The 19,994-nt window shown below is 60.6% G+C and carries 21 protein-coding genes and 1 tRNA gene; 11 read left to right on the forward strand and 11 right to left on the reverse strand.

Annotation, left to right across the window (positions count from 1 at the left end; all coding sequences use genetic code 11):
* Positions 1-280: 280 nt before the first annotated feature.
* The 5 genes from HV782_RS02635 to HV782_RS02655 all read right to left on the reverse strand — a co-directional run bounded on the left by HV782_RS02635 (position 281) and on the right by HV782_RS02655 (position 4,501).
* Positions 281-356: transfer RNA gene (locus HV782_RS02635), tRNA-Phe, on the reverse strand.
* Positions 357-459: 103 nt separating this feature from the next.
* Positions 460-732, reverse strand: a complete 273-nt coding sequence (locus HV782_RS02640; protein WP_008024947.1) for an oxidative damage protection protein — start codon at positions 730-732, stop codon at positions 460-462.
* Complete coding sequence (gene mutY / locus HV782_RS02645) at positions 729-1,796, reverse strand: A/G-specific adenine glycosylase (protein WP_186748387.1); 1,068 nt, start codon at positions 1,794-1,796, stop codon at positions 729-731. The genes HV782_RS02640 and mutY overlap by 4 nt, the downstream gene beginning before the upstream one ends.
* Positions 1,793-4,018: an AsmA family protein gene (locus tag HV782_RS02650; RefSeq protein ID WP_186748386.1), complete on the reverse strand. Its 2,226-nt coding sequence runs from the start codon at positions 4,016-4,018 to the stop codon at positions 1,793-1,795. The genes mutY and HV782_RS02650 overlap by 4 nt, the downstream gene beginning before the upstream one ends.
* Before the next feature lie 78 nt (positions 4,019-4,096).
* A complete protein-coding gene (locus HV782_RS02655; RefSeq protein WP_186748385.1) occupies positions 4,097-4,501 on the reverse strand; it encodes an acetyl-CoA sensor PanZ family protein in 405 nt (134 codons plus the stop codon).
* A gap of 320 nt (positions 4,502-4,821) precedes the next feature.
* On the opposite strand from HV782_RS02655, the gene HV782_RS02660 reads away from it, so the two are divergent.
* The 7 genes from HV782_RS02660 to HV782_RS02690 all read left to right on the forward strand — a co-directional run bounded on the left by HV782_RS02660 (position 4,822) and on the right by HV782_RS02690 (position 10,692).
* Positions 4,822-6,486, forward strand: coding sequence for an OFA family MFS transporter (locus tag HV782_RS02660; protein WP_186748383.1), 1,665 nt, complete (start codon positions 4,822-4,824; stop codon positions 6,484-6,486).
* A gap of 265 nt (positions 6,487-6,751) precedes the next feature.
* Positions 6,752-7,345 carry an imidazoleglycerol-phosphate dehydratase HisB gene (gene hisB, locus HV782_RS02665; RefSeq protein WP_007909204.1) on the forward strand — a complete coding sequence of 198 codons (594 nt, stop codon included), beginning with the start codon at positions 6,752-6,754 and terminating at the stop codon, positions 7,343-7,345.
* The gene (hisH, locus tag HV782_RS02670; protein WP_123470642.1) at positions 7,345-7,983 is read left to right on the forward strand and encodes an imidazole glycerol phosphate synthase subunit HisH; all 639 of its coding nucleotides are present in this window, start codon (positions 7,345-7,347) and stop codon (positions 7,981-7,983) included. Before hisB ends, hisH begins: the two co-directional genes overlap by 1 nt.
* Positions 7,984-8,244: a DUF2164 domain-containing protein gene (locus tag HV782_RS02675; RefSeq protein WP_003220751.1), complete on the forward strand. Its 261-nt coding sequence runs from the start codon at positions 7,984-7,986 to the stop codon at positions 8,242-8,244.
* 101 nt (positions 8,245-8,345) lie between these two features.
* Positions 8,346-9,083, forward strand: coding sequence for a 1-(5-phosphoribosyl)-5-[(5-phosphoribosylamino)methylideneamino]imidazole-4-carboxamide isomerase (gene hisA / locus HV782_RS02680; protein ID WP_007909210.1), 738 nt, complete (start codon positions 8,346-8,348; stop codon positions 9,081-9,083).
* A gap of 9 nt (positions 9,084-9,092) precedes the next feature.
* The gene (gene hisF, locus HV782_RS02685) at positions 9,093-9,863 is read left to right on the forward strand and encodes an imidazole glycerol phosphate synthase subunit HisF (RefSeq protein WP_090452593.1); all 771 of its coding nucleotides are present in this window, start codon (positions 9,093-9,095) and stop codon (positions 9,861-9,863) included.
* A 73-nt stretch (positions 9,864-9,936) separates the two neighbouring features.
* The gene (locus tag HV782_RS02690) at positions 9,937-10,692 is read left to right on the forward strand and encodes a substrate-binding periplasmic protein (RefSeq protein ID WP_128616279.1); all 756 of its coding nucleotides are present in this window, start codon (positions 9,937-9,939) and stop codon (positions 10,690-10,692) included.
* Here HV782_RS02690 and HV782_RS02695 read toward each other — a convergent pair.
* The 5 genes from HV782_RS02695 to gpmI form a co-directional block, all read right to left on the reverse strand.
* Positions 10,673-12,058: a Vps62-related protein gene (locus HV782_RS02695; RefSeq protein WP_186748505.1), complete on the reverse strand. Its 1,386-nt coding sequence runs from the start codon at positions 12,056-12,058 to the stop codon at positions 10,673-10,675. The genes HV782_RS02690 and HV782_RS02695 overlap by 20 nt on opposite strands.
* Positions 12,059-12,172: 114 nt before the next feature.
* Positions 12,173-12,949, reverse strand: a complete 777-nt coding sequence (locus HV782_RS02700; RefSeq protein WP_123470647.1) for a divergent polysaccharide deacetylase family protein — start codon at positions 12,947-12,949, stop codon at positions 12,173-12,175.
* A 2-nt stretch (positions 12,950-12,951) separates the two neighbouring features.
* The gene (locus HV782_RS02705; RefSeq protein WP_123470649.1) at positions 12,952-14,271 is read right to left on the reverse strand and encodes a S41 family peptidase; all 1,320 of its coding nucleotides are present in this window, start codon (positions 14,269-14,271) and stop codon (positions 12,952-12,954) included.
* A gap of 31 nt (positions 14,272-14,302) precedes the next feature.
* On the reverse strand, positions 14,303-15,589 hold the full coding sequence (locus tag HV782_RS02710; RefSeq protein WP_123470651.1) for a murein hydrolase activator EnvC family protein: 1,287 nt from the start codon (positions 15,587-15,589) through the stop codon (positions 14,303-14,305).
* A gap of 253 nt (positions 15,590-15,842) precedes the next feature.
* A complete protein-coding gene (gpmI, locus tag HV782_RS02715) occupies positions 15,843-17,372 on the reverse strand; it encodes a 2,3-bisphosphoglycerate-independent phosphoglycerate mutase (RefSeq protein WP_186748504.1) in 1,530 nt (509 codons plus the stop codon).
* 154 nt (positions 17,373-17,526) lie between these two features.
* Here gpmI and HV782_RS02720 point away from each other — a divergent pair, with 154 nt between their 5' ends.
* Genes HV782_RS02720 through secB form a run of 3 tightly spaced genes read left to right on the forward strand, consistent with a single transcriptional unit; the run spans position 17,527 to position 18,739 of the window.
* The gene (locus tag HV782_RS02720) at positions 17,527-17,940 is read left to right on the forward strand and encodes a rhodanese-like domain-containing protein (RefSeq protein ID WP_083367280.1); all 414 of its coding nucleotides are present in this window, start codon (positions 17,527-17,529) and stop codon (positions 17,938-17,940) included.
* A gap of 1 nt (position 17,941) precedes the next feature.
* Positions 17,942-18,196 carry a glutaredoxin 3 gene (gene grxC / locus HV782_RS02725; RefSeq protein WP_123470655.1) on the forward strand — a complete coding sequence of 85 codons (255 nt, stop codon included), beginning with the start codon at positions 17,942-17,944 and terminating at the stop codon, positions 18,194-18,196.
* Between the two features lie 57 nt (positions 18,197-18,253).
* Positions 18,254-18,739, forward strand: a complete 486-nt coding sequence (gene secB / locus HV782_RS02730; protein ID WP_123470657.1) for a protein-export chaperone SecB — start codon at positions 18,254-18,256, stop codon at positions 18,737-18,739.
* Positions 18,740-18,859: 120 nt separating this feature from the next.
* Here secB and HV782_RS02735 read toward each other — a convergent pair whose 3' ends face one another.
* Positions 18,860-19,315: a tRNA (cytidine(34)-2'-O)-methyltransferase gene (locus tag HV782_RS02735; protein ID WP_003220777.1), complete on the reverse strand. Its 456-nt coding sequence runs from the start codon at positions 19,313-19,315 to the stop codon at positions 18,860-18,862.
* On the opposite strand from HV782_RS02735, the gene HV782_RS02740 reads away from it, so the two are divergent.
* Positions 19,314-19,754: a hypothetical protein gene (locus tag HV782_RS02740; RefSeq protein WP_123470658.1), complete on the forward strand. Its 441-nt coding sequence runs from the start codon at positions 19,314-19,316 to the stop codon at positions 19,752-19,754. The genes HV782_RS02735 and HV782_RS02740 overlap by 2 nt on opposite strands.
* Positions 19,755-19,994: the final 240 nt, after the last annotated feature.

Genomic DNA, 19,994 nt, shown 5'->3' on the forward strand with positions numbered 1-19,994 from the left:
ACGCCGATCTATTCAAAAAATCAGGTTTTGCGCTCTGAGGGCCGCACGAGCCCAGAGTGTTGCGGGGCGCACAGTAGAGCCAGTCATTGGCTCGCCAAGGCTTGGCGCCATAGTGGCGAAATGGTCTATGCAGGGAGAGATACAGATTTTGGGTATTTTTCAGTACAGCCTGGAGGGGAGGTGTATCGAGAGCGGAGGGCTGACGGGGCGAAGAGGGGGGTGAGGCTGAATCGCAGGCATAAAAAAACCCTGAATCTTGCGATTCAGGGTTTTCGGTATTTGGTGCCCAGAGACGGAATCGAACCGCCGACACGGGGATTTTCAATCCCCTGCTCTACCGACTGAGCTATCTGGGCAACGGGGCGCATTAAAAGGGTTTTTCGGATTTACGTCAACGACTTTTTTAAAATTTCTTAAATTAATTCCGTCGCTTACGATCCGACCCCCGATTTTGCGGGGTTACTCAGCAGGCGGAACGTAGCCTTCAGCCTTGGCGTATTCCTCGCCGGAGAAGTACTTGTCCATTTCGCCCTGAAGATATTTGCGATCTTCGGCGTTCATCATGTTCAGGCGTTTTTCGTTGATCAGCAGGGTCTGGTGTTTTTGCCAGTCGGCCCAGGCCTTGGCGGAGACGTGATCAAAAATGTCCTGGCCTTTGGCGCCCGGGAACGGAGCGCGCTCCAGGGCGGGCAATTCTTCTTTGTACTTGCGGCACATGATGGTGCGGGTCATGACGACTCTCCTGCGTTCAATACGGCGGCCGCGCGCTCGAGCAAGGTTTTGACCGGGGCGGCAAGGCCCAGGCGCGGCGGGGTGGCGAGGTTATACCAGAGCCAGTCGGCCTCGGCCACGTGGTGGCTGGCCTCCTGCACCTGGACCAGCCAGGGTTCGATGGCCAGCTGGAAATGGCTGAATGTGTGGACAAGGCTCGGCAGCGCCTGCTGCTCGCCCATGGTCAGCGCGTGCTGATCGGCGAGATGTTGCAGGTCGTCGAGATCATCGAGTTCCGGCAGGCTCCACAAACCGCCCCACAGACCGCTGGACGGGCGCCGGTAAAGCAGAATCGCGCCGTCGCCGTTGGCGAGCATCGGCATCAGCGTGCGCTTCTGCGGGATGGCCTTGCGCGGCTTGGGGATCGGGTAGCGGGTTTCGAGGCCGAGCATGTGCGCTTCGCAGCCGCGCTCCAGCGGACACAACAGGCAGCTCGGTTTGCTGCGGGTGCACAGCGTCGCACCCAGATCCATCATCGCCTGCGTATAGGCGTTGACCCGGTCGTGCGGCGTAAAGCGCTCGGCAGTGGCCCACAACTGTTTGGCGACCTTCGGCTCGCCGGGGTAACCCTCTTGCGCGGTAAACCGCGCCAAAACGCGTTTGACGTTGCCGTCGAGGATCGGCGCGCGCAGGCCCATGCTGATGCTGGCGATGGCGCCTGCGGTGGACAGGCCGATGCCCGGCAGCTCCGTGAGCTTTTCGACGTCACGGGGAAACTCGCCCCCGTACTGGCTGACAACGATCTTCGCGGTCTTCTGCAAATTGCGCGCGCGGGTGTAATAACCCAGCCCGGTCCACAGGTGCAGCACTTCGTCTTCGGGCGCTTCAGCCAGCGCTTGAACCGTCGGCAGCGCGGCCATGAAGCGGTCGAAGTAATTGAGCACGGTGCTGACCTGAGTCTGCTGCAACATGATCTCCGACACCCACACCCGATACGGGTTGATGCCTTGCTGCCAAGGCAAATCGTGGCGGCCGTGGCGGTCGAACCAGTCCAGCACCGCCGAGGAAAACTGCTCCGCTCTCATCGCTTGAACAGCCCCTTCAATGCGTTTTTCAGTTCCGGGCTGACTTTGTCGCCCAGTTTCTCGTCGAGCTTCTCGCTGAGCTTGTCGCCGGCGATTTTTGTCGCGACCTGGCCCAGGCGTTCGTTGTCCACGCGGCAGGCCTTGGCGCCCAGTTCCAGCGGGCCACGGCAGCGCAGCGGCCATTCGATGCCGACGAATTTCTCGCCGACCTGGCAGGCCGGGTCCGGCATTGCACTGGTGTCGCCTTCGACGATGATGCCAACGCGGTAGTCCATGCCGAGTACGCGCAGGTCGATATCGCCGTCACCGTTAACCGTCATGCCCGGGATGCGCACCTTCAGGTCCGGGTTGCTGGCGATGCCGTTGCGGAACGTCAGGTTGCCCTTGAGCTCCTGGAACGGGGTGTCCTTGCCCCGTGGCTCGCCGCTGAGGGTTTTGCGGTTGAGGGTGGCGATGCCTTTGCACAGTTGCTGTTCAAGGTTGGCGTTGAGCAGCACGCCGTTGTTGATCACGAAACTGGCGTTGCCGTTCAGGGTTTCGATCAGCGCCTGCTGGCTGTTGCCGCTGCCGGTGAGATTGCTGGTGAGGGTCACCAGACCTTTGACCGGCGGGTTCTTGCCCTGGCTTTCGAGGATTTTCTCGACGGGCACACGGTTGATTTTGGTCGTCAGGTTCAACACCGGTGCACTCGGGCGCACATCGAGGGTGCCGCTGGCTTCGAAACCGCCGTTATACAACTCACCGCTGAGGTTGCTCAGGGTCAACAGACCGCCCTGGCCGCTGGCCTTGAGTGCGGCGTTCTGGATCGGCAGTTTGTCGAGGGTCAGTTGGCCGAACGTCAGATCGGCATCCACATCCAGTTTGGCCAGACGCTCGACCGGCAGCAGGCGCTCGGTGCTCCAGGCGCTCTTGCTCGGTTTTTCCGGCAGCGGCGTGGAACCGGCACCGGCCATGGCATCGGCTTCGGTGCTGGCAACTTCGGCTTGACGCACTTGCGTGGCGTTTTTCGCCTGGTCCGATTTCGGCGGCAGGTAACGGTCGACGTTAAAGGTGTCGGCTTTGAGGGTCGCGCGTAGCGACTGCCTGGCGAAGTCCTCGACGGCGATGCGACCGCTGAAGCTGCTGTCGTCGAGTTTGAGGTTGATGTTGTCGAGGGCGACGCTGGTCGGAGTGGCCGCCACGCGGCTGACCAGTTCGACCTTGCTCAGGCTGCCTTCGGCCATCGCCGGCAGTTTCTGACCGATGCTGTCGACGAACTTCGCCAGATCGAACTGGGCGATCGACAGGCCGCCGGTAATCTGCGGCGTCTTGTCGAGGTCATTGGCCTTCAGTTCGCCCAGTGCGCGCAGCTGGTTGGCGGAGATCTTGATCCCGGTCCATTCGGCGACGTTCGCCGCTTTATCCAGCAGCACCTGGCCTTGAGCAGAGAAGGTCATGGTCTTGCCTTGCAGCGGGTCGCCGGTCAGTTCGCCGGACAGTTTCATGTCCTCGAACTTGTAGCGTTGCAGGGCGCGCTCGATGCGCAGTTCGCCATTGAGCTCGGTGCGCACCCGCAGCACAGGCTGATTGGTGCTGAGGAACGCTGTGGCTTTGAGCGGAATGTTGGTCGAATCATGTACCGCGCCGGTGCTCAGCTGGATGCTCTCGGCGCTGAATTGCTTGCCGGTCTGCTCGTCGTTGTATTCAACGCGGGCGTTGTTGACGGTCAGGCTGTCGATGTCGAGGCGGATCGGCTGCGGTGGTTTTTCCGGCTGCGCGGGGGCCTCGGCAGTCGGTGCGCTGGCGGGAGCAGGGCTGCCGGCAGGTGCGGCGGGAGTCGGCAATTTGCCGATGTCTTCCCAGTTGCCGTGGCCGTTCTTGTCGCGTTTCAGGCGCAGGTTCAGGCCTTCGACCCGCACATCGCTCATCTGCACTTCACGGCGCAACAGGGGCAGTACGCGCACGGACAGGCCAAGCATCTGCAGATCGGCATACGGTTCGGCAGGATTGATCAGCGTGGCGACGCTGGCTTCGTGCAGTTCCAGGCCGAGCCACGGGAACAGGCTCCAGCCGATATCGCCATTGAGCGTCAGCTCGATGTGGGCCTTGTCACGGGCTATCTGGCGAATCTCGTCTTTATAGTCGTTGGGATCGAAGAGGTGGGTCAGGGCAAAGCCTGCCGCCACAATGATCAGCAACAACCCGAGAAGTACCAGACCCAGGATTTTGCCGAACGCTTTCATGGGCGAGTCCTTGTAGTTAGTCGAATTCGTAATTTAGCCGGGGAGTATAGCGCTGCATCCACCCGGTTCGGGGCGCCGTCATGTCGCTATTACTTCCAGTGGCACGTGCAATTTGGCCGCCAGCGCCTGCGCTTCAAGGTGTCCGGCGGGTGCCAGCAGGCGCAGTTCCGCCCCCGCTTGCGACGCCATTTTTTGCGCTTGGTTCACCAGCCGCTCGGCAACTCCGCGACGCCGGGTGATTTTTCGCACACATAAATGGGACAGATGCCAAACGCCGTGGTGCCTTGTCAGGCGCCCGGCACCGAGCAGGCGATCATTGAAACGTCCGGCAATCAAACAGCCGTCAGCGAGGGCGTTTTCGATCAGATCGGCCGCGCCGGTGAACGGTGCGAACAGCCATTGCGGCGCATCGCGATAGATTTTCTGCAAATCCTGCTGATCCTGATAACTGGCGTCTTCAAGCGTTTGAACGATGACAGGCATGATTTTTCCGTTTGTGAAGCGCTATGCAGGAGCCGCAGCAGGCCGCGATCTGTTGCCGTTGGTGATTTCAAGAATGATCAAACGATCGCAGCGTTGTGCAGTGCCTGCAGGTAAGGAGATCAGGTGACATGAAAAAAGGTGATATCAGTTTGGTTTTTCTGTCACGTGCAAATGGTAACCTTCGCCCGTTCGTCCGTCCTTCTGCGACTTAACGTCGCGCCTTCAAGGAGCTTCACCCAAAAAAACGGTCATGCCTGCGTGCATAAAGGCCGGGGGTGAGCAGTGGCTGGCGAACCATACTAATAATTGGGGGATACACAATGAGCACGAGCATCACGGCGGACGGCCTTAGCGCCGACCAGCCTGCGTTCCTGTCCAAGGAACGCATCATCGCCAAGCCCGGTTTCAACCGCTGGCTGGTACCACCGGCCGCTCTGGCCATCCACCTGTGCATCGGCATGGCCTACGGTTTCTCGGTGTTCTGGCTGCCGCTGTCCAAGGCGCTGGGCGTCACCGCTCCAGTGGCTTGCGCACCGGACATGAGCTTCATCGCACAAGTGTTTTCGTCGCAATGTGACTGGCCGATCTCGATGCTCGGCTGGATCTACACCCTGTTCTTCATCTTCCTCGGCTGCTCGGCAGCCATCTGGGGCGGCTGGCTGGAACACGCCGGCCCACGCAAGGCCGGTGTGGTATCGGCACTGTGCTGGTGCGGCGGTCTGCTGATTTCGGCGCTGGGTATCTATACCCACCAGATCTGGCTGATGTGGATCGGCTCCGGCGTGATCGGCGGTATCGGTCTGGGCCTGGGCTACATCTCGCCGGTCTCGACCCTGATCAAGTGGTTCCCGGACAAGCGCGGCATGGCCACCGGCATGGCAATCATGGGTTTCGGTGGCGGCGCGATGGTCGGTGCACCGCTGGCGACTGCGCTGATGAGCCACTTCGCTTCGCCGGCCGGTGTCGGCGTCTGGCAGAGCTTCGTGGCCATGGCTGCGATCTACTTTGTGTTCATGATCGGTGGCGCCCTGGCCTACCGCGTGCCGCCAACCGGCTGGAAGCCTGAAGGCTGGACCGCGCCGGCGAAGAAAGCGTCGAACGCGATGATCACCCACCGTCACGTGCACGTGAATGTGGCGTGGAAAACCCCGCAATTCCGTCTGGTGTGGCTGGTGCTGTGCCTGAACGTGTCCGCCGGGATCGGCATTCTGGGCATGGCCTCGCCGCTGTTGCAGGAAGTGTTCGGTGGCCGCCTGCTGGGTGTTGACGTGCCGTTCGGCCAACTGGATGCCGGGCAACTGGCTTCGATTGCCGCAATTGCTGCCGGTTTCACCGGTCTGCTGAGCCTGTTCAACATCGGTGGCCGGTTCTTCTGGGCGTCGTTCTCCGACTACCTGGGTCGCAAAAACACCTACTTCGTGTTCTTCGCCCTGGGTTTTGCCCTGTACGCATTGATCCCGAACCTCGGTCACCTGGGCAACGTCGCGCTGTTCGTGGCGGCGTTCTGCATCATTCTGTCGATGTACGGCGGTGGTTTCGCCACGGTGCCGGCGTATCTGGCCGACCTGTTCGGTACGCAGATGGTGGGTGCGATCCACGGTCGTCTGCTGACCGCCTGGGCGGCAGCCGGTGTGCTCGGTCCGGTGTTGGTGAACTACCTGCGTGAGTACCAGTTGAGCATCGGCGTTGACCGCGCGGCTGCCTACGACATCACCCTGTACATCCTCGCCGGCCTGCTGGTGCTGGGCTTCCTGTGCAACCTGCTGGTTCGTCCGGTGGCTGACAAGTACTTCATGACCGACGCTGAACTGGCTGCCGAACAGGCGCTGGGCCACGACAAAGGTGCTGACGCGACTACGGTTCTGGAGTGGAAAGCCGCGCCGGGCAGCAAGCCGTTGGCCGTCGCAGCATGGCTGGTGGTGGGGATTCCGTTGGCGTGGGGTGTGTGGGTGACCCTGCAGAAAACGGCGGTACTGTTTCACTAAGTAAAAACGCAGTACCCCTGTAGGAGTGAGCCCTGCTCGCGATAGCGGTCTGACAGTCACAGAAATGTTGATTGCCAGGTACTGATCGCGAGCAGGCTCACTCCTACAGTTGTTTTTGGGGTGCCTGTAATGGCTTGTATGGACATGTCTACCCGCGACAGCCGGGACTTCTGTCCGTCAGCGATATTGCGTCTCGTGTTTCTGTTTCGGCCCCGCGTGCCTATAATGGCTGCCTTTTTCGCCCAATGATTTTGCGGAGCTGGTGATGGCCGAACGTAAGGCGTCTGTCGAGCGCGACACTCTGGAAACCCAGATCAAAGCCTCGATCAACCTTGATGGCACCGGAAAGGCCCGATTCGATATCGGTGTTCCTTTTCTTGAGCACATGCTGGATCAGATCGCCCGTCACGGGTTGATCGACCTGGATATTGAATGCAAGGGCGATCTGCATATCGACGACCACCATACCGTGGAAGACGTCGGTATCACCCTCGGCCAGGCCTTCGCCAAAGCCATCGGCGACAAGAAAGGCATCCGTCGCTACGGTCACGCCTATGTGCCGCTCGATGAAGCGCTGTCGCGTGTGGTGATCGACTTCTCCGGCCGCCCGGGCCTGCAGATGCACGTGCCGTACACCCGCGCCACCGTGGGCGGCTTCGACGTTGACCTGTTCCAGGAATTCTTCCAGGGCTTCGTCAACCACGCACTGGTCAGCCTGCACATCGACAACCTGCGTGGCACCAACACCCACCACCAGATCGAAACCGTGTTCAAGGCTTTCGGCCGCGCCCTGCGCATGGCCGTCGAGCTGGACGAGCGCATGGCCGGGCAAATGCCATCGACCAAAGGCGTCCTGTAATGCAGACGGTTGCAGTTATCGACTACGGCATGGGCAACCTGCACTCGGTGGCCAAGGCCCTCGAGCACGTCGGTGCCGGCAAGGTGCTGATCACCAGCGATGCCGACGTGATCCGCGAAGCCGACCGCGTGGTCTTCCCCGGTGTTGGCGCGATTCGCGACTGCATGGCGGAAATTCGTCGCCTCGGTTTCGACTCGCTGGTGCGTGAAGTCAGCCAGGATCGTCCGTTCCTCGGCATCTGCGTCGGCATGCAAGCCTTGCTCGACACCAGCGAAGAGAACGACGGCGTTGACTGCATCGGCCTGTTCCCGGGGGCGGTGAAGTTCTTCGGCAAAGACCTGCATGAAGACGGCGAGCACCTGAAAGTCCCGCATATGGGCTGGAACGAGGTGAAGCAGAAGGTCAGTCACCCGCTGTGGCACGATATTCCGGACATGGCGCGTTTCTACTTCGTGCACAGCTACTACATCGCCGCCGCCAACGCGCGGCAGGTGGTGGGCAGCGGTCATTACGGGCTCGATTTCGCCGCAGCACTGGCCGATGGCTCGCGTTTCGCCGTGCAGTTCCACCCGGAGAAGAGCCATACCCATGGCCTGCAACTGCTGCAGAACTTCGCCGCGTGGGACGGTCGCTGGTAAATGGCTGCCAAGAAGTCCAAGCCGCCGATCCTGACCCTCACTCCCGAGCAGGAAAACGAGGCCAATCGCAAGATCCAGCGGTTCATGGAAGACCGATTCGAACTGGACCTGGGTTCGTTCGAAGCGGCGGAAATTCTTGAGCTGTTTACCCGCGAAATTGCTCCGCACTATTACAACAGGGCGATTTTCGATGTGCAGACCCACCTCAAAGAGCGGTTTGAAAGCATCGAAAGCGACCTGTGGGCGCTCGAAAAAAATTAGGAGCAGCGGCAAGCTTCAAGCTGTCAGCTGCAAGAATCAGACACACGTGCGCGCTTGCAGCTTAAAGCTTGCAGCTTGCAGCTCTTTGACGAAGGAAAAGCATGCTAATTATTCCTGCTATCGATCTTAAAGACGGTGCCTGCGTACGTCTGCGCCAGGGCCGCATGGAAGATTCCACAGTGTTCTCCGATGACCCGGTGAGCATGGCTGCCAAGTGGGTGGAGGGCGGTTGCCGCCGTCTGCATCTGGTCGATCTGAATGGCGCGTTCGAAGGCCAGCCAGTCAACGGCGAAGTGGTCACTGCGATCGCCAAGCGCTATCCGACTTTGCCGATCCAGATCGGTGGCGGCATCCGTTCGCTGGAAACCATCGAGCACTACGTCAAGGCTGGCGTGAGCTACGTGATCATCGGTACCAAAGCCGTTAAAGACCCGGCCTTCGTCGCTGAGGCCTGCCGCGCGTTCCCGGGCAAGATCATCGTCGGTCTGGATGCCAAAGACGGTTTTGTCGCCACCGATGGCTGGGCTGAAATCAGCACCGTGCAGGTCATTGATCTGGCCAAGCAGTTTGAAGCCGACGGCGTCTCCTCGATCGTTTATACCGACATCGCCAAAGACGGCATGATGCAGGGTTGCAACGTGCCGTTTACCGCTGCGCTGGCCGCTGCCACGAAGATCCCGGTGATCGCTTCCGGCGGTATCCACAATCTGGGTGACATCAAGTCGCTGCTCGACGCCAAGGCGCCAGGCATCATCGGCGCCATCACTGGCCGGGCGATCTACGAAGGCACCCTCGACGTCGCCGAAGCGCAAGCTTTCTGCGATTCGTACAAAGGCTGAGGACTGACCATGGCGCTGGCCAAACGCATCATCCCTTGCCTGGACGTGGACAACGGCCGGGTCGTCAAAGGTGTGAAGTTCGAAAACATCCGCGACGCCGGTGACCCGGTGGAAATCGCCCGGCGCTATGACGAGCAGGGTGCCGACGAGATTACCTTCCTCGACATCACCGCCAGCGTCGATGGCCGCGACACTACGCTGCATACCGTCGAGCGCATGGCCAGCCAGGTGTTCATCCCGCTGACCGTGGGCGGCGGCGTGCGCACCGTGCAGGACATTCGCAACCTGCTCAATGCCGGTGCGGACAAGGTCTCGATCAACACCGCAGCGGTGTTCAACCCTGAGTTTGTCGGCGAAGCCGCACAGCATTTCGGCTCGCAGTGCATCGTCGTCGCCATCGACGCGAAGAAAGTCTCAGGCCCGGGCGAAACCCCGCGCTGGGAAATCTTCACCCACGGCGGGCGCAAGCCGACCGGCCTCGATGCGGTCGAGTGGGCGAAGAAAATGGAAGGCCTCGGCGCCGGCGAGATCCTGCTGACCAGCATGGATCAGGACGGCATGAAAAACGGCTTCGACCTTGGCGTGACCCGCGCCATCAGCGATGCGCTGGGCATTCCGGTCATCGCTTCCGGCGGCGTCGGCAACCTGCAGCATCTGGCCGACGGCATCATTGAAGGCCACGCGAGCGCAGTGCTGGCGGCGAGTATTTTCCACTTCGGCGAATACACCGTGCAGGAAGCAAAAGCGTATATGGCCAAACGCGGCATCGTAATGCGCTAAACCGTACGGGCCAGTGGACACCATGGCGCACCCAAGGCACTCTTGGGCACGCCATGGATTCCGGTAGCCCGACATGATCAAACGCCTGCTCCTTGTTCTCGCCAGTGCCTCTTTGTTGTTGATCAACAATGCCCGTGCCGAAAACAGTCCCGACACCGATCTGGTGCTGCTCACCGAAAACTTCCCGCCCTATAACATGGCGAAGAACGGCAAAAATTTCGCCCAGGGCGAGAACATCAATGGCATCGCCACCGATATCGTCCGTGAAATGTTCCAGCGTGCCGGGATCACTTACAGCCTGACTCTGCGTTTTCCTTGGGAACGCGTCTACAAACTCGCCCTGGAAAACCCCGGTTACGGTGCCTTCGTGATGGCGCGTCTGCCGGACCGGGAAAAACTCTTCAAATGGGTCGGCCCGATCGGCCCTGACGACTGGATTATGTTGGCCAAGGCTGACAGCAAGATCACTCTCGAAACCCTCGAGGATGCGCGCCAATACAAGATCGGCGCCTACAAAGGGGATGCCATTGCCGAGACACTGGCCAAGCAGGGGCTGAAGCCGATTGTGGTGCTGCGTGATCAGGACAATGCGAAAAAACTGGTCGGCGGGCAGATTGATTTGTGGGCCACAGGCGATCCTGCCGGACGGTATCTGGCGCGGCAGGACGGTGTTACCGGCCTCAAGACTGTGCTGCGCTTCAACAGCGCAGAACTGTATCTGGCACTGAACAAGGATGTGTCAGATACAGTCGTTGCCAAGTTGCAGGCTGCACTGGATCAAATGCGCAAGGATGGGGTTGTCGACGAGATCATGGGGCGCTATCTGTAGCAGTCGGTAGTTCCAGCGCTGACGGTGCAATGATGTCGACCGCACCACCACTGTCCTCGGAGCCTGGCGGTGTGCTCCTGGTCAGTTGCGGGCACGCGTTGGCAATCTCGATTTGTTCCGGCGGAAATTGCGTCAGATGAAAGCTGGAGTCGTCGGTATAGCGGAATTCGACGGCCACCTGAGTGCCGTCCTCACGTATGAGTTTGTAATGACTTTCCATCTGGTAGACCGCGATGGCAGTCTGCTTCGCAACCATGGCGATGACGGCCTGAGGACGTGATTCCATCCAGCCGCTCGCAGAGTTTTCGGTATGAGTGAAGTGTTCTTCCGGCAGGCGGGCCGAAAGTTTCGTCACCCGTCTATCGCTCAACGCCACGGATGGCCAGGCCTTGTCGATTTCAATCGACGTCAAGCCGCTGAACACGCGTAGCCCTATCGGGTTTTGTGTTCGGTGGGTGATCCATTTGGCCGCACGGGTGTTGTCCGAGGTGTTGTGGTCATGACCAATCAACACATATTCGTCTGTTCTTTTCAGCTCGTAATAGGGCGAGCTGAAAAACTGCTCGGCGGGATCGGCGTGGTCTCTGACCGCAAACCAAGGCAGGCGGGCAACCTGAGTGACTTTGACGGCTTCGCTACTCGGAGGGTGCGCATACCCGGTGAGCATCGGAGCTTGGGGTGCTGCGGTGATTTGCATCGGGATCTGCATCCGTAACGCATAAGCAGCGCCGGGCGCTGTGGGTTTGTTGTAGGTCTCTACGCCCACAAAGGTGCCGGGAGCAAAACAGATTTCGCCCGGCTCGGCAGTGGGTGGCTGTATGGTCCAGGCGCTGAAACTGAGTTTTGCGCCCGTGCCTTTGTCATTCCACAGCAGATCCCCGACAGTTGCCTCTACAACCAGATCGGCCCTCACGCACCGGACGGTATTGGGTGATGGCTTACGGTGGTCACTGGCGCACACCAGGCCCAGGGCGACGTAGCCTGCTGGGGGGATCGGGCGCCATATGGATGTGCGCGTAACACTGGGTGACGGGGACTCATTCCAGACCAGTTCGAAATCGGCAGGCTTGGCCAGCGCGTTGCCTTTACTGTTTTTCGCCCCTTTCAAGTCCTTCTCGCAGACGACAGCCGAGACCATGTCGCCGTTAATGTTGAAACTGCCGGGAATGAACAGATCGCCCAGTGGAAAGTAACCCGGCAATGCATCCGGAGCAGGTGTGGGGCGCCAGAAAGTTCCAGGTTTTGCCTTTGCACCATTGATACTCCAGACCCGATGAAACTCGGTTGTGAAGTTGATCAGCAGGTTGTCGTGCGTGATGGGCTGCATTGGCCTGTGTGGCGAGGCAGCGTTTTCTTCGAGAGTCATAGTCAATCCTGATAGTTGAAAGCGGCTCGGGGGAGCCACGACCTGTTGCAGGTCTCACTATCCGGAAGCCAGCAGGATTGCTGGCGGTAACTATGTATAGAGCGTTACCCGGTATTACCGATAAATCCCGTCTTTGCCATGTCCGCTCATGGCGCGATTGCTGCGCACGCTGATCATTTGCCTGATGTCGATCCAGTCGATGCCCTGGGCCTTCAGCTTGGGCAGCTCGCGCTCCAGCACCGCCAGCGTTTGCGGGTAAGGGTGGCCGATCATCACCGCCGAGCCCTGTTTGCGGGCGAGACTGATCGCTGTTTGCAACTGGGTGAAAATCGCCGCTTCGGTGCGCTCGTCATCCAGGAACACATCCCGCGAGACGCTCGCCAGATTGATCTTCTGCGCTTGCTGCGCGGCCACGGTCTGCGCGCTGGTGCGGCTGTCGACGAAGAACTTGTGCCGCCGCTGCAACTCGCCCATCAGCCAGGCCATCGCCACGGGCTGAGCAGTCATGCGGCTACCCATGTGATTGTTGATGCCCGCCGTGTACGGCACCTTTTTGAACGCTGCGTCGAGGCGCTTCTCAAGCTCTTCGATCGGCAATTCCGGGTGCCAGGCGTACGGGCCGGTGGCCGGATCCATCGGCATGTGCAGGATGACGATCTTGCCGGCGCGATGGGCCTCGCGGGCGAATTCGGTGGCGTGAGGCGTGTCAGGCATGATCGCCGTGGTCACCGGGCCGGGCAGGGCCAGCACGCGGCGATCCCGGGGCAGGTTCTGCCCCAGGTCGTCAATGATCAGCGTCAGGTAGGCTTTGTGTGGCGTGGGGCTGGCGGGCTCTGCATGAGCAGCACCCGCCAGACAGCACAGCAGGACGAAAAGGAAACGCCAAGACATCCTCAACGGCCGGATGTAATGCTCAGGCCTTTGAGCAGGCTCAGGGCCTGGGCCAACTGGTAATCGTCATCCTGCGGCATTGCCTTAGGCTTGGCGCCGGAGCCGGTCGGCTTGTCCGCGCCGCCGTTGCCGTTGCCCAGGTGACCTTGCAGGTCGGCTTCCTTGAAGTAGTCGCCGTCCGCTTCGTTGGTGATCTTGGCCTTGCGCACTTCGATGTCCGGGACGATGCCCTGAGCCTGGATCGAACGGCCATTCGGCGTGAAGTACAACGCCGTGGTGATCTTCAGCGCGCGGTCGTTGTTCAGCGGCAGCACGGTTTGCACCGAGCCCTTGCCGAAACTGGTGGTGCCCATGACCACGGCGCGTTTCTGATCCTGCAGGGCGCCGGCGACGATTTCCGAGGCCGAGGCGCTGCCACCGTTGATCAGCACGACCATCGGCACGGCTTCGCTTTCGTCCTTGCCGGTGGCAGAGAAGCGCAGTTCGGAGTTGGCGATCCGGCCCTTGGTGTAGACGATCAGGCCTTTGGTGATGAAGTGGTCGACCACTTCCACCGCCGCCTGCAGTACACCGCCCGGGTTGTTACGCAGGTCGAGAATGATGCCTTTGAGCTTCTTGCCGTTGTCCTTGCGCATCTTCGCCAGGGCCTTGGAGACCTCTTCGCCGGTCTTGACCTGGAACTGAGTGATGCGGATGTAGCCGTAGCCCGATTCCAGCAGCTGCGACTTGACGCTCTTGACCTGAATCACGGCGCGGGCCAGGGTCACGTCGAACGGCGTGCCGCCGTCGCGGACCAGGGTCAGGGTGATCTTCTGGCCGATCTTGCCGCGCATCTTGTCGACGGCTTCGGTCATGGTCTGGCCGCGAGTCGGCTGGCCGTTGATCTTGACGATGAAGTCACCGGCCTGAATGCCGGCCTTCGATGCAGGCGTGTCGTCGATCGGCGAGACGACCTTGATGAAGCCGTCTTCGGAGCCGACTTCGATGCCCAGCCCGCCGAATTCGCCGCTGGTGCTTTCCTGCAACTCGGTGAAGTCTTCAGGGCCCAGGTAGGCGGAGTGCGGATCGAGGTTGCTGAGCATGCCCTTGATCGCGTTTTCCAGCAGGGTCTTGTCGTCCACCGGCTCGACGTAGGCGGCCTTGATCCGGTCCATGACCTCGGCAAAGGTGCGCAACTCTTCCAGCGGCAACGGTGCCTTGGCGGTCGCGGCAGTGCCTGCCGGAGCGACGGCCGGGGCTGGCTGAGCAGCGAACGCCAGAGGCGCGCCGATCACCAGGGCGATCGTCAGGGCCAGCGAGGTAAGACGGGACAAATGCAGCATGTCGAACGAACTCCTTAATTAGGCGGTGCGCTTATCCTTGCGCACGACACCATTGCGCCGGATCACTCGGGTGACCCTGCTGACGAATTGCGAAATACAGCGCAGGCGTGTCCTGGCCACCACTGTTACCGACAGTGGAGATGGATTCACCGGCTTTTACCACGTCACCTGCCGACTTGAGCAGCGTCTGGTTGTGACCATAAAGACTCAGAAAACCGTTGCCGTGATCGAGGATCACCAGCAGCCCGGCACCGCGTAACCAGTCGGCGAATACCACACGACCGCCGTGTACGGCGTGCACCTGACTGCCGGCGGAAGCGCTGATCATTACGCCGTCCCATTTGGTACGGGCATCGTCGCCACGGCTTTCGCCGAAGCGTGCCAGCAGTCGACCATCAACCGGCCACGGAAGTTTTCCCCGGGTTGCAGCAAAAGGGCCACCGAAGGTCTCGCCGCTGCTGGAAACCAGCGCGCCTGGGGTGGATCTGGCGGGTTTTCGTGGGGCGTCGCTGTTTTCAGCCTGCGCCTCACGCAAACGCTTTTTTTCCGCTTCCTGCTGGGCGATCAGCGCTTTCTGCCGCGCTTCTTCTGCCTCACGGGCCTGGCGGGCCAGGGTTTCTTCAATGGTTTTAAGGACTTTAGACAGGTCTGCCTGATCCTGCTCGCGGGCGGCCAGTTTCTGGTCGCGGGCTTTCACGTCGTCATTGAGCTTGGCGAGGACTTGCTGGCGTTCCTTGCGGACCTTTTCCAGCTCGTCGCGCTGGGTGTCGAGGCTGCTTTTCTGCACCAGCAATTGCGCCTGCTGCAGAGCGATGTCTTTTTCGACATTGGCCAACTGGCGCAGGGTTTCGTTGAAGCTTTTCAACTGCTCCAGACGGGCCTGGCTCAGGTAATCGTAATAGGTGAGGGTACGGGCGAATTTCTCGGGATTCTGCTGGTTGAGCAGCAGCTTGAGGTATTCCTGACGACCGTTCTGGTAGGCCGCGCGGGCCTGGATGGCGATCAGTCGCTGTTGTTCAGTGCGCGCGCTCTGGAGTTTTTTTTTCTCCGCATCGAGCCGCTGCAACTCGGATTCGCTTTTCTTCAGCTCTTTTTGCAGGGCATCGACCTGCTTCTCGAGCTTGCCCATCTCGGTTTCGGTGCCCTTGAGCTCTTTCTGCACGCCGGATTTTTCTTCCTGCAGCTTGCCCAGCAGTTTTTTCAACTCGGCAATGTCCTGACGCGTGGCGTCCAACTGCTGTTGGGTTTGCGCGCGCTCGTCAGCGAAGGCCGGTTGGAGCAGGCATGTCAGAGCAAGGGCGATCAGGACGCGAAGCATAGGGGCGGGCGGCACCAGGGTAAGGGACGGCCTAGTATGCCCGCCCGACGCTGCAAAAAAAACGCCCAATTGGGGCTGTGTGATAACTGGAGCGCCAGACAGGCGTAATTCCATTTCGAAAACCCCATAAACCACTGTGGGAGCTGGCTTGCCAGCGATGGCGTCTGCACATTCAACATAGATGTTGGCTGTCAGATTGCTATCGCTGGCAAGCCAGCTCCCACAGGGTTTTGCGGTGTTTTGGCGATTCGGGTCAGACCAGAATCGAGGTGCCGGTCATTTCCGCCGGTTTTTCCAGGCCCAGCAGCATCAGCATGGTCGGTGCCACGTCCGCCAGGACGCCGCCTTCGCGGACCTTGAGGTCACGCTTGCCGACATAAATGAATGGCACTGGCTCAGTGGTGTGGGCGGTGTGCGCCTGGCCGGTGGATTCGTCAGCCATTTGCTCGACGTTACCGTGGTCGGCGGTGATCAGCGCTTCGCCGCCCACCTTTTCCAGAGCATCGACGATACGGCCGACGCAGGTGTCGAGGCATTCAACGGCCTTCACCGCCGCTTCGAACACACCGCTGTGGCCGACCATGTCGCCGTTGGCGTAGTTGACCACGATCACGTCGTAACGCTGGTTCTCGATCGCCTCGACGATGCGGTCGGTGACTTCCGGCGCGCTCATTTCCGGCTGCAGGTCGTAGGTGGCGACTTTCGGCGACGGGATCAGAATCCGCTCCTCGCCCGGGAACGGTTCTTCACGACCGCCGGAGAAGAAGAAGGTCACGTGCGCATATTTCTCGGTTTCAGCGATGCGCAGCTGGGTCTTGCCGTTCTTTGCCAGATAATCGCCGAGCACGTTTTCCAGGCTGCCGGGGGCGAAGGCCGACGGCGCAGGGATGCTGGCGGCGTATTGGGTCAGCATGACGAAACCGGCCAGTTTCGGCTGGCGCGCGCGCTCGAACTCCTTGAAATCGTCTTCGACGAATACGCGGGTCAGCTCGCGGGCGCGGTCGGCGCGGAAGTTCATGAACACCACGGCGTCGCCGTCTTCGACCTTGACCGGCTCGCCGATGGTGGTGGCTTTGACGAATTCGTCGCTCTCGCCACGGGCGTAGGCGGCGTCGAGGCCTTCCTGGGCGGTGGCGGCGTTGAATTCGGCGTTGCCGTCGACGATCAGGTTGTAGGCCTGAGATACGCGGTCCCAACGGTTGTCACGGTCCATCGCGTAGTAGCGACCGACGATGCTGGCGATGCGGCCCTTGCCGAGCGCCTGGAAGGTCGCGTCGAGCAGTTCGATCGACGACGTGGCGCTTTTCGGCGGTGTGTCGCGGCCATCGAGGAAGGCGTGCAGGTAGATTTTTTCGGCGCCGCGCTTGAAGGCCAGTTCGGCCATGGCGATCAGGTGATCCTGGTGGCTGTGTACGCCGCCATCGGACAGCAGGCCCATGAAGTGCACGGCTTTGCCGGCGGCCACGGCGTTATCCACAGCGGCGCAGAGAGTCGGGTTGTCGAAGAACTCGCCGTCGCGGATCGCTTTGGTCACGCGGGTGAAGTCCTGATACACCACGCGGCCGGCGCCGAGGTTCATGTGGCCGACTTCGGAGTTGCCCATCTGGCCGTCCGGCAGGCCGACGTCCATGCCGCTGCCCGAGATCAAGCCGTTCGGCACGCTGGCCCAGAGGCGATCAAGGACTGGCTTCTTCGCCGCGTACACGGCATTGGATTCGTGGCTGTCACTGTGACCGAAGCCGTCGAGAATCATCAGGACCAAAGGTTTAGGCGTGGTAGTCATGGAATCCACTCGTGGCTAATAAAGAAGAGGGCGATGGAAAAGGGAGTGGCGAGTTTAATGCTTAGTTCCGACCACGTCACCGCCGGACGGGGTTTGGCCCACCTTGGGGGCTGTGTATACTGGCCGACATTTTAACGCCCTGGAACCTCCTTCGATGGTTGCTCACCTGATTGAATTTGCCACTAACCACTACATTCTTGTCGGTATCTTCGTCGTACTGCTGGCTCTGCTGCTGGCGCACACGATGCAGGGCGGCGGTAAAAGCCTGAGCACCGGTGAGCTGACCGCACTGGTCAATAAAGATGCAGGCGTGGTGGTGGACATCCGTCCGGCCAAGGATTTTGCTGCCGGCCACATCGTTGGCGCGGTGAACATTCCTCAGGACAAACTGGCTGCGCGCATCGGCGAGCTGGAAAAACACAAGGCCAAGACCATCATTCTGGTTGACGCCCTGGGCCAGACCGCCGGCACCCATGCCCGCGAACTGATGAAATCCGGCTTCACCGCCGCCAAGCTGTCCGGCGGGATCTCCAGCTGGAAAGGCGACAACCTGCCGCTGGTGAAGTGATATGAGCGAAGTCATCGTCTATTCCAGCGATTACTGCCCTTATTGCATGCGAGCCAAGCAATTGCTCGCGAACAAAGGTGTGGCCTTCGAAGAGATCAAGGTCGATGGCAAGCCGCAGATTCGTGCTGCCATGACCCAGAAGGCCGGACGCACATCCGTGCCGCAGATCTGGATCGGCGACAAGCACATCGGCGGTTGTGATGATTTGTATGCCCTGGAGCGCGCCGGCAAGCTCGACGCGCTGCTCAAGGCTTGAACGGCTGCACCCACGTACAGCAATCCCTAAAAGACCCAAGATCAGAAAGGATCTGAGATGACTGACCAACAGAACACTGCAGCCAGCGAAGAAGAAACCGCACCGCAATTCTCCTTGCAGCGCATCTACGTACGCGACCTGTCGTTCGAAGCCCCGAAAAGCCCGGCGATCTTCCGCCAGCAGTGGGACCCGAGCGTCGGTCTGGATCTGAACACTCGCCAGAAAGAACTGGAAGGTGATTTCTACGAAGTCGTGCTGACCCTGTCCGTGACCGTGAAAAACGGTGACGAAGTGGCGTTCATCGCTGAAGTGCAACAGGCCGGTATCTTCCTGATCAAAAACCTGGACGCGGCTTCGATGAGCCACACCCTGGGTGCGTTCTGCCCGAACATCCTGTTCCCGTACGCGCGCGAAACCCTGGACAGCCTGGTGACCCGTGGTTCGTTCCCGGCCCTGATGCTGGCCCCGGTGAACTTCGACGCCCTCTACGCGCAAGAGCTGCAGCGCATGCAGGAAAGCGGCGAGACGCCAACCGTACAATAAGCGGTTCAGCTCTACCCCTGTGGGAGCGAGCCTGCTCGCGAAAGCGGTTTGTCAGAGACATCAATGTCGCTGACAGGCCGTAATCGCGAGCAGGCTCGCTCCCACAGTTGTTTTGGGTGTTTATTTGAAGTCGTTCTGCCGCCACGCTTCGTACACGGCCACCGCCACGGTGTTGGACAGGTTCAGGCTGCGGCAGCCTTCGCGCATCGGCAGGCGCAGGCGCTGTTCTGCCGGCAGGGCGTCCAGTACCTCAGGCGGCAGGCCACGGCTTTCCGGTCCGAAGATGAATGCATCGCCCGGGACAAACGCGGCATCATGAAACGGTCGCGAGCCCTTGGTGGTAAACGCGAACAAGCGCGGGTTGCCCAGGCTTTCCAGGCAACTGGCCAGATCGGCGTGGCGCTGCAGGGTGGCATATTCGTGGTAGTCGAGACCGGCGCGGCGCAGACGCTTGTCGTCCATCTCGAAACCCAAGGGTTCGATCAAATGCAGGTGGCAGCCGCTGTTGGCGCACAGCCTGATAACGTTGCCGGTATTCGGCGGAATTTCTGGTTGGAAAAGGATGACGTGAAACATGCACGGCTCCGAAGGTAAAGATGACGCGCATTCTACGCCGCAAGCGGACCCGCGTTCGAAACTATTCCCGCGGGTGATCGGTTCGCTGGCGATTTTCGGGCTGATGGTCGGGCTGATGATCGGCCGCCTGACCACGCCGGATCCGAGCGTGTTGCAGCAGGTCGAGGTGACTGACGGCGGCCTGGTGGTGTGGTTCAACAATGAACCCAAACTGCACGGCGAGATCGTCGACGGCGCGGTGGCGTTGCTGTTCCAGGCTGAGGGCAAGGCGCAGAAGGGCCAGCTCAAGCTCAACGGCAAGGACGTCAATTGGCGTACGCGTGTGAGTGATGGTGGTTTGTTGCTGACGGTGCTGGCGGCACGGCCGCTGCAGGGGGACTGGGCCGGGAGCCAGGTCGATGACCGCTGGCGGCTGGAGATCCATCTCCGGGAGCAATAAAAGCGGGAATCCCCGGCCTGCCTGTACCAGGGTTCCCAAAACGGGTGGACTTCGCTGAAAGCGTCGGTCCGATGTAAAGAGGGAACCCCCGGCCTGCCTGTACCAAGGATCCCAAAAGGGTGGGCGCATCGCGTTGCGGTGTGCGCCCGGTGTAAAGAGGGGATTCCCCGGCCTGCCTGTACCAAGGTCCCCGAAACGGGTGGTGAATCGAATCACCTGTGAGGGTTGTTGCAGGGCGCG

Origin of the sequence: Pseudomonas monsensis, from assembly GCF_014268495.2 — a bacterium.
Lineage (GTDB): Bacteria > Pseudomonadota > Gammaproteobacteria > Pseudomonadales > Pseudomonadaceae > Aquipseudomonas > Aquipseudomonas monsensis.

Bases quoted from the DNA above. Each gene is read 5' to 3' on its own strand.
- HV782_RS02640 (WP_008024947.1), bottom strand. From the start codon at position 732: ATGACCCGCACCATCATGTGCCGCAAGTACAAAGAAGAATTGCCCGCC.
- mutY (WP_186748387.1), bottom strand. From the start codon at position 1,796: ATGAGAGCGGAGCAGTTTTCCTCGGCGGTGCTGGACTGGTTCGACCGC.
- HV782_RS02650 (WP_186748386.1), bottom strand. From the start codon at position 4,018: ATGAAAGCGTTCGGCAAAATCCTGGGTCTGGTACTTCTCGGGTTGTTG.
- HV782_RS02655 (WP_186748385.1), bottom strand. From the start codon at position 4,501: ATGCCTGTCATCGTTCAAACGCTTGAAGACGCCAGTTATCAGGATCAG.
- HV782_RS02660 (WP_186748383.1), top strand. From the start codon at position 4,822: ATGAGCACGAGCATCACGGCGGACGGCCTTAGCGCCGACCAGCCTGCG.
- hisB (WP_007909204.1), top strand. From the start codon at position 6,752: ATGGCCGAACGTAAGGCGTCTGTCGAGCGCGACACTCTGGAAACCCAG.
- hisH (WP_123470642.1), top strand. From the start codon at position 7,345: ATGCAGACGGTTGCAGTTATCGACTACGGCATGGGCAACCTGCACTCG.
- HV782_RS02675 (WP_003220751.1), top strand. From the start codon at position 7,984: ATGGCTGCCAAGAAGTCCAAGCCGCCGATCCTGACCCTCACTCCCGAG.
- hisA (WP_007909210.1), top strand. From the start codon at position 8,346: ATGCTAATTATTCCTGCTATCGATCTTAAAGACGGTGCCTGCGTACGT.
- hisF (WP_090452593.1), top strand. From the start codon at position 9,093: ATGGCGCTGGCCAAACGCATCATCCCTTGCCTGGACGTGGACAACGGC.
- HV782_RS02690 (WP_128616279.1), top strand. From the start codon at position 9,937: ATGATCAAACGCCTGCTCCTTGTTCTCGCCAGTGCCTCTTTGTTGTTG.
- HV782_RS02695 (WP_186748505.1), bottom strand. From the start codon at position 12,058: ATGACTCTCGAAGAAAACGCTGCCTCGCCACACAGGCCAATGCAGCCC.
- HV782_RS02700 (WP_123470647.1), bottom strand. From the start codon at position 12,949: ATGTCTTGGCGTTTCCTTTTCGTCCTGCTGTGCTGTCTGGCGGGTGCT.
- HV782_RS02705 (WP_123470649.1), bottom strand. From the start codon at position 14,271: ATGCTGCATTTGTCCCGTCTTACCTCGCTGGCCCTGACGATCGCCCTG.
- HV782_RS02710 (WP_123470651.1), bottom strand. From the start codon at position 15,589: ATGCTTCGCGTCCTGATCGCCCTTGCTCTGACATGCCTGCTCCAACCG.
- gpmI (WP_186748504.1), bottom strand. From the start codon at position 17,372: ATGACTACCACGCCTAAACCTTTGGTCCTGATGATTCTCGACGGCTTC.
- HV782_RS02720 (WP_083367280.1), top strand. From the start codon at position 17,527: ATGGTTGCTCACCTGATTGAATTTGCCACTAACCACTACATTCTTGTC.
- grxC (WP_123470655.1), top strand. From the start codon at position 17,942: ATGAGCGAAGTCATCGTCTATTCCAGCGATTACTGCCCTTATTGCATG.
- secB (WP_123470657.1), top strand. From the start codon at position 18,254: ATGACTGACCAACAGAACACTGCAGCCAGCGAAGAAGAAACCGCACCG.
- HV782_RS02740 (WP_123470658.1), top strand. From the start codon at position 19,314: ATGCACGGCTCCGAAGGTAAAGATGACGCGCATTCTACGCCGCAAGCG.
- HV782_RS02735 (WP_003220777.1), bottom strand. From the start codon at position 19,315: ATGTTTCACGTCATCCTTTTCCAACCAGAAATTCCGCCGAATACCGGC.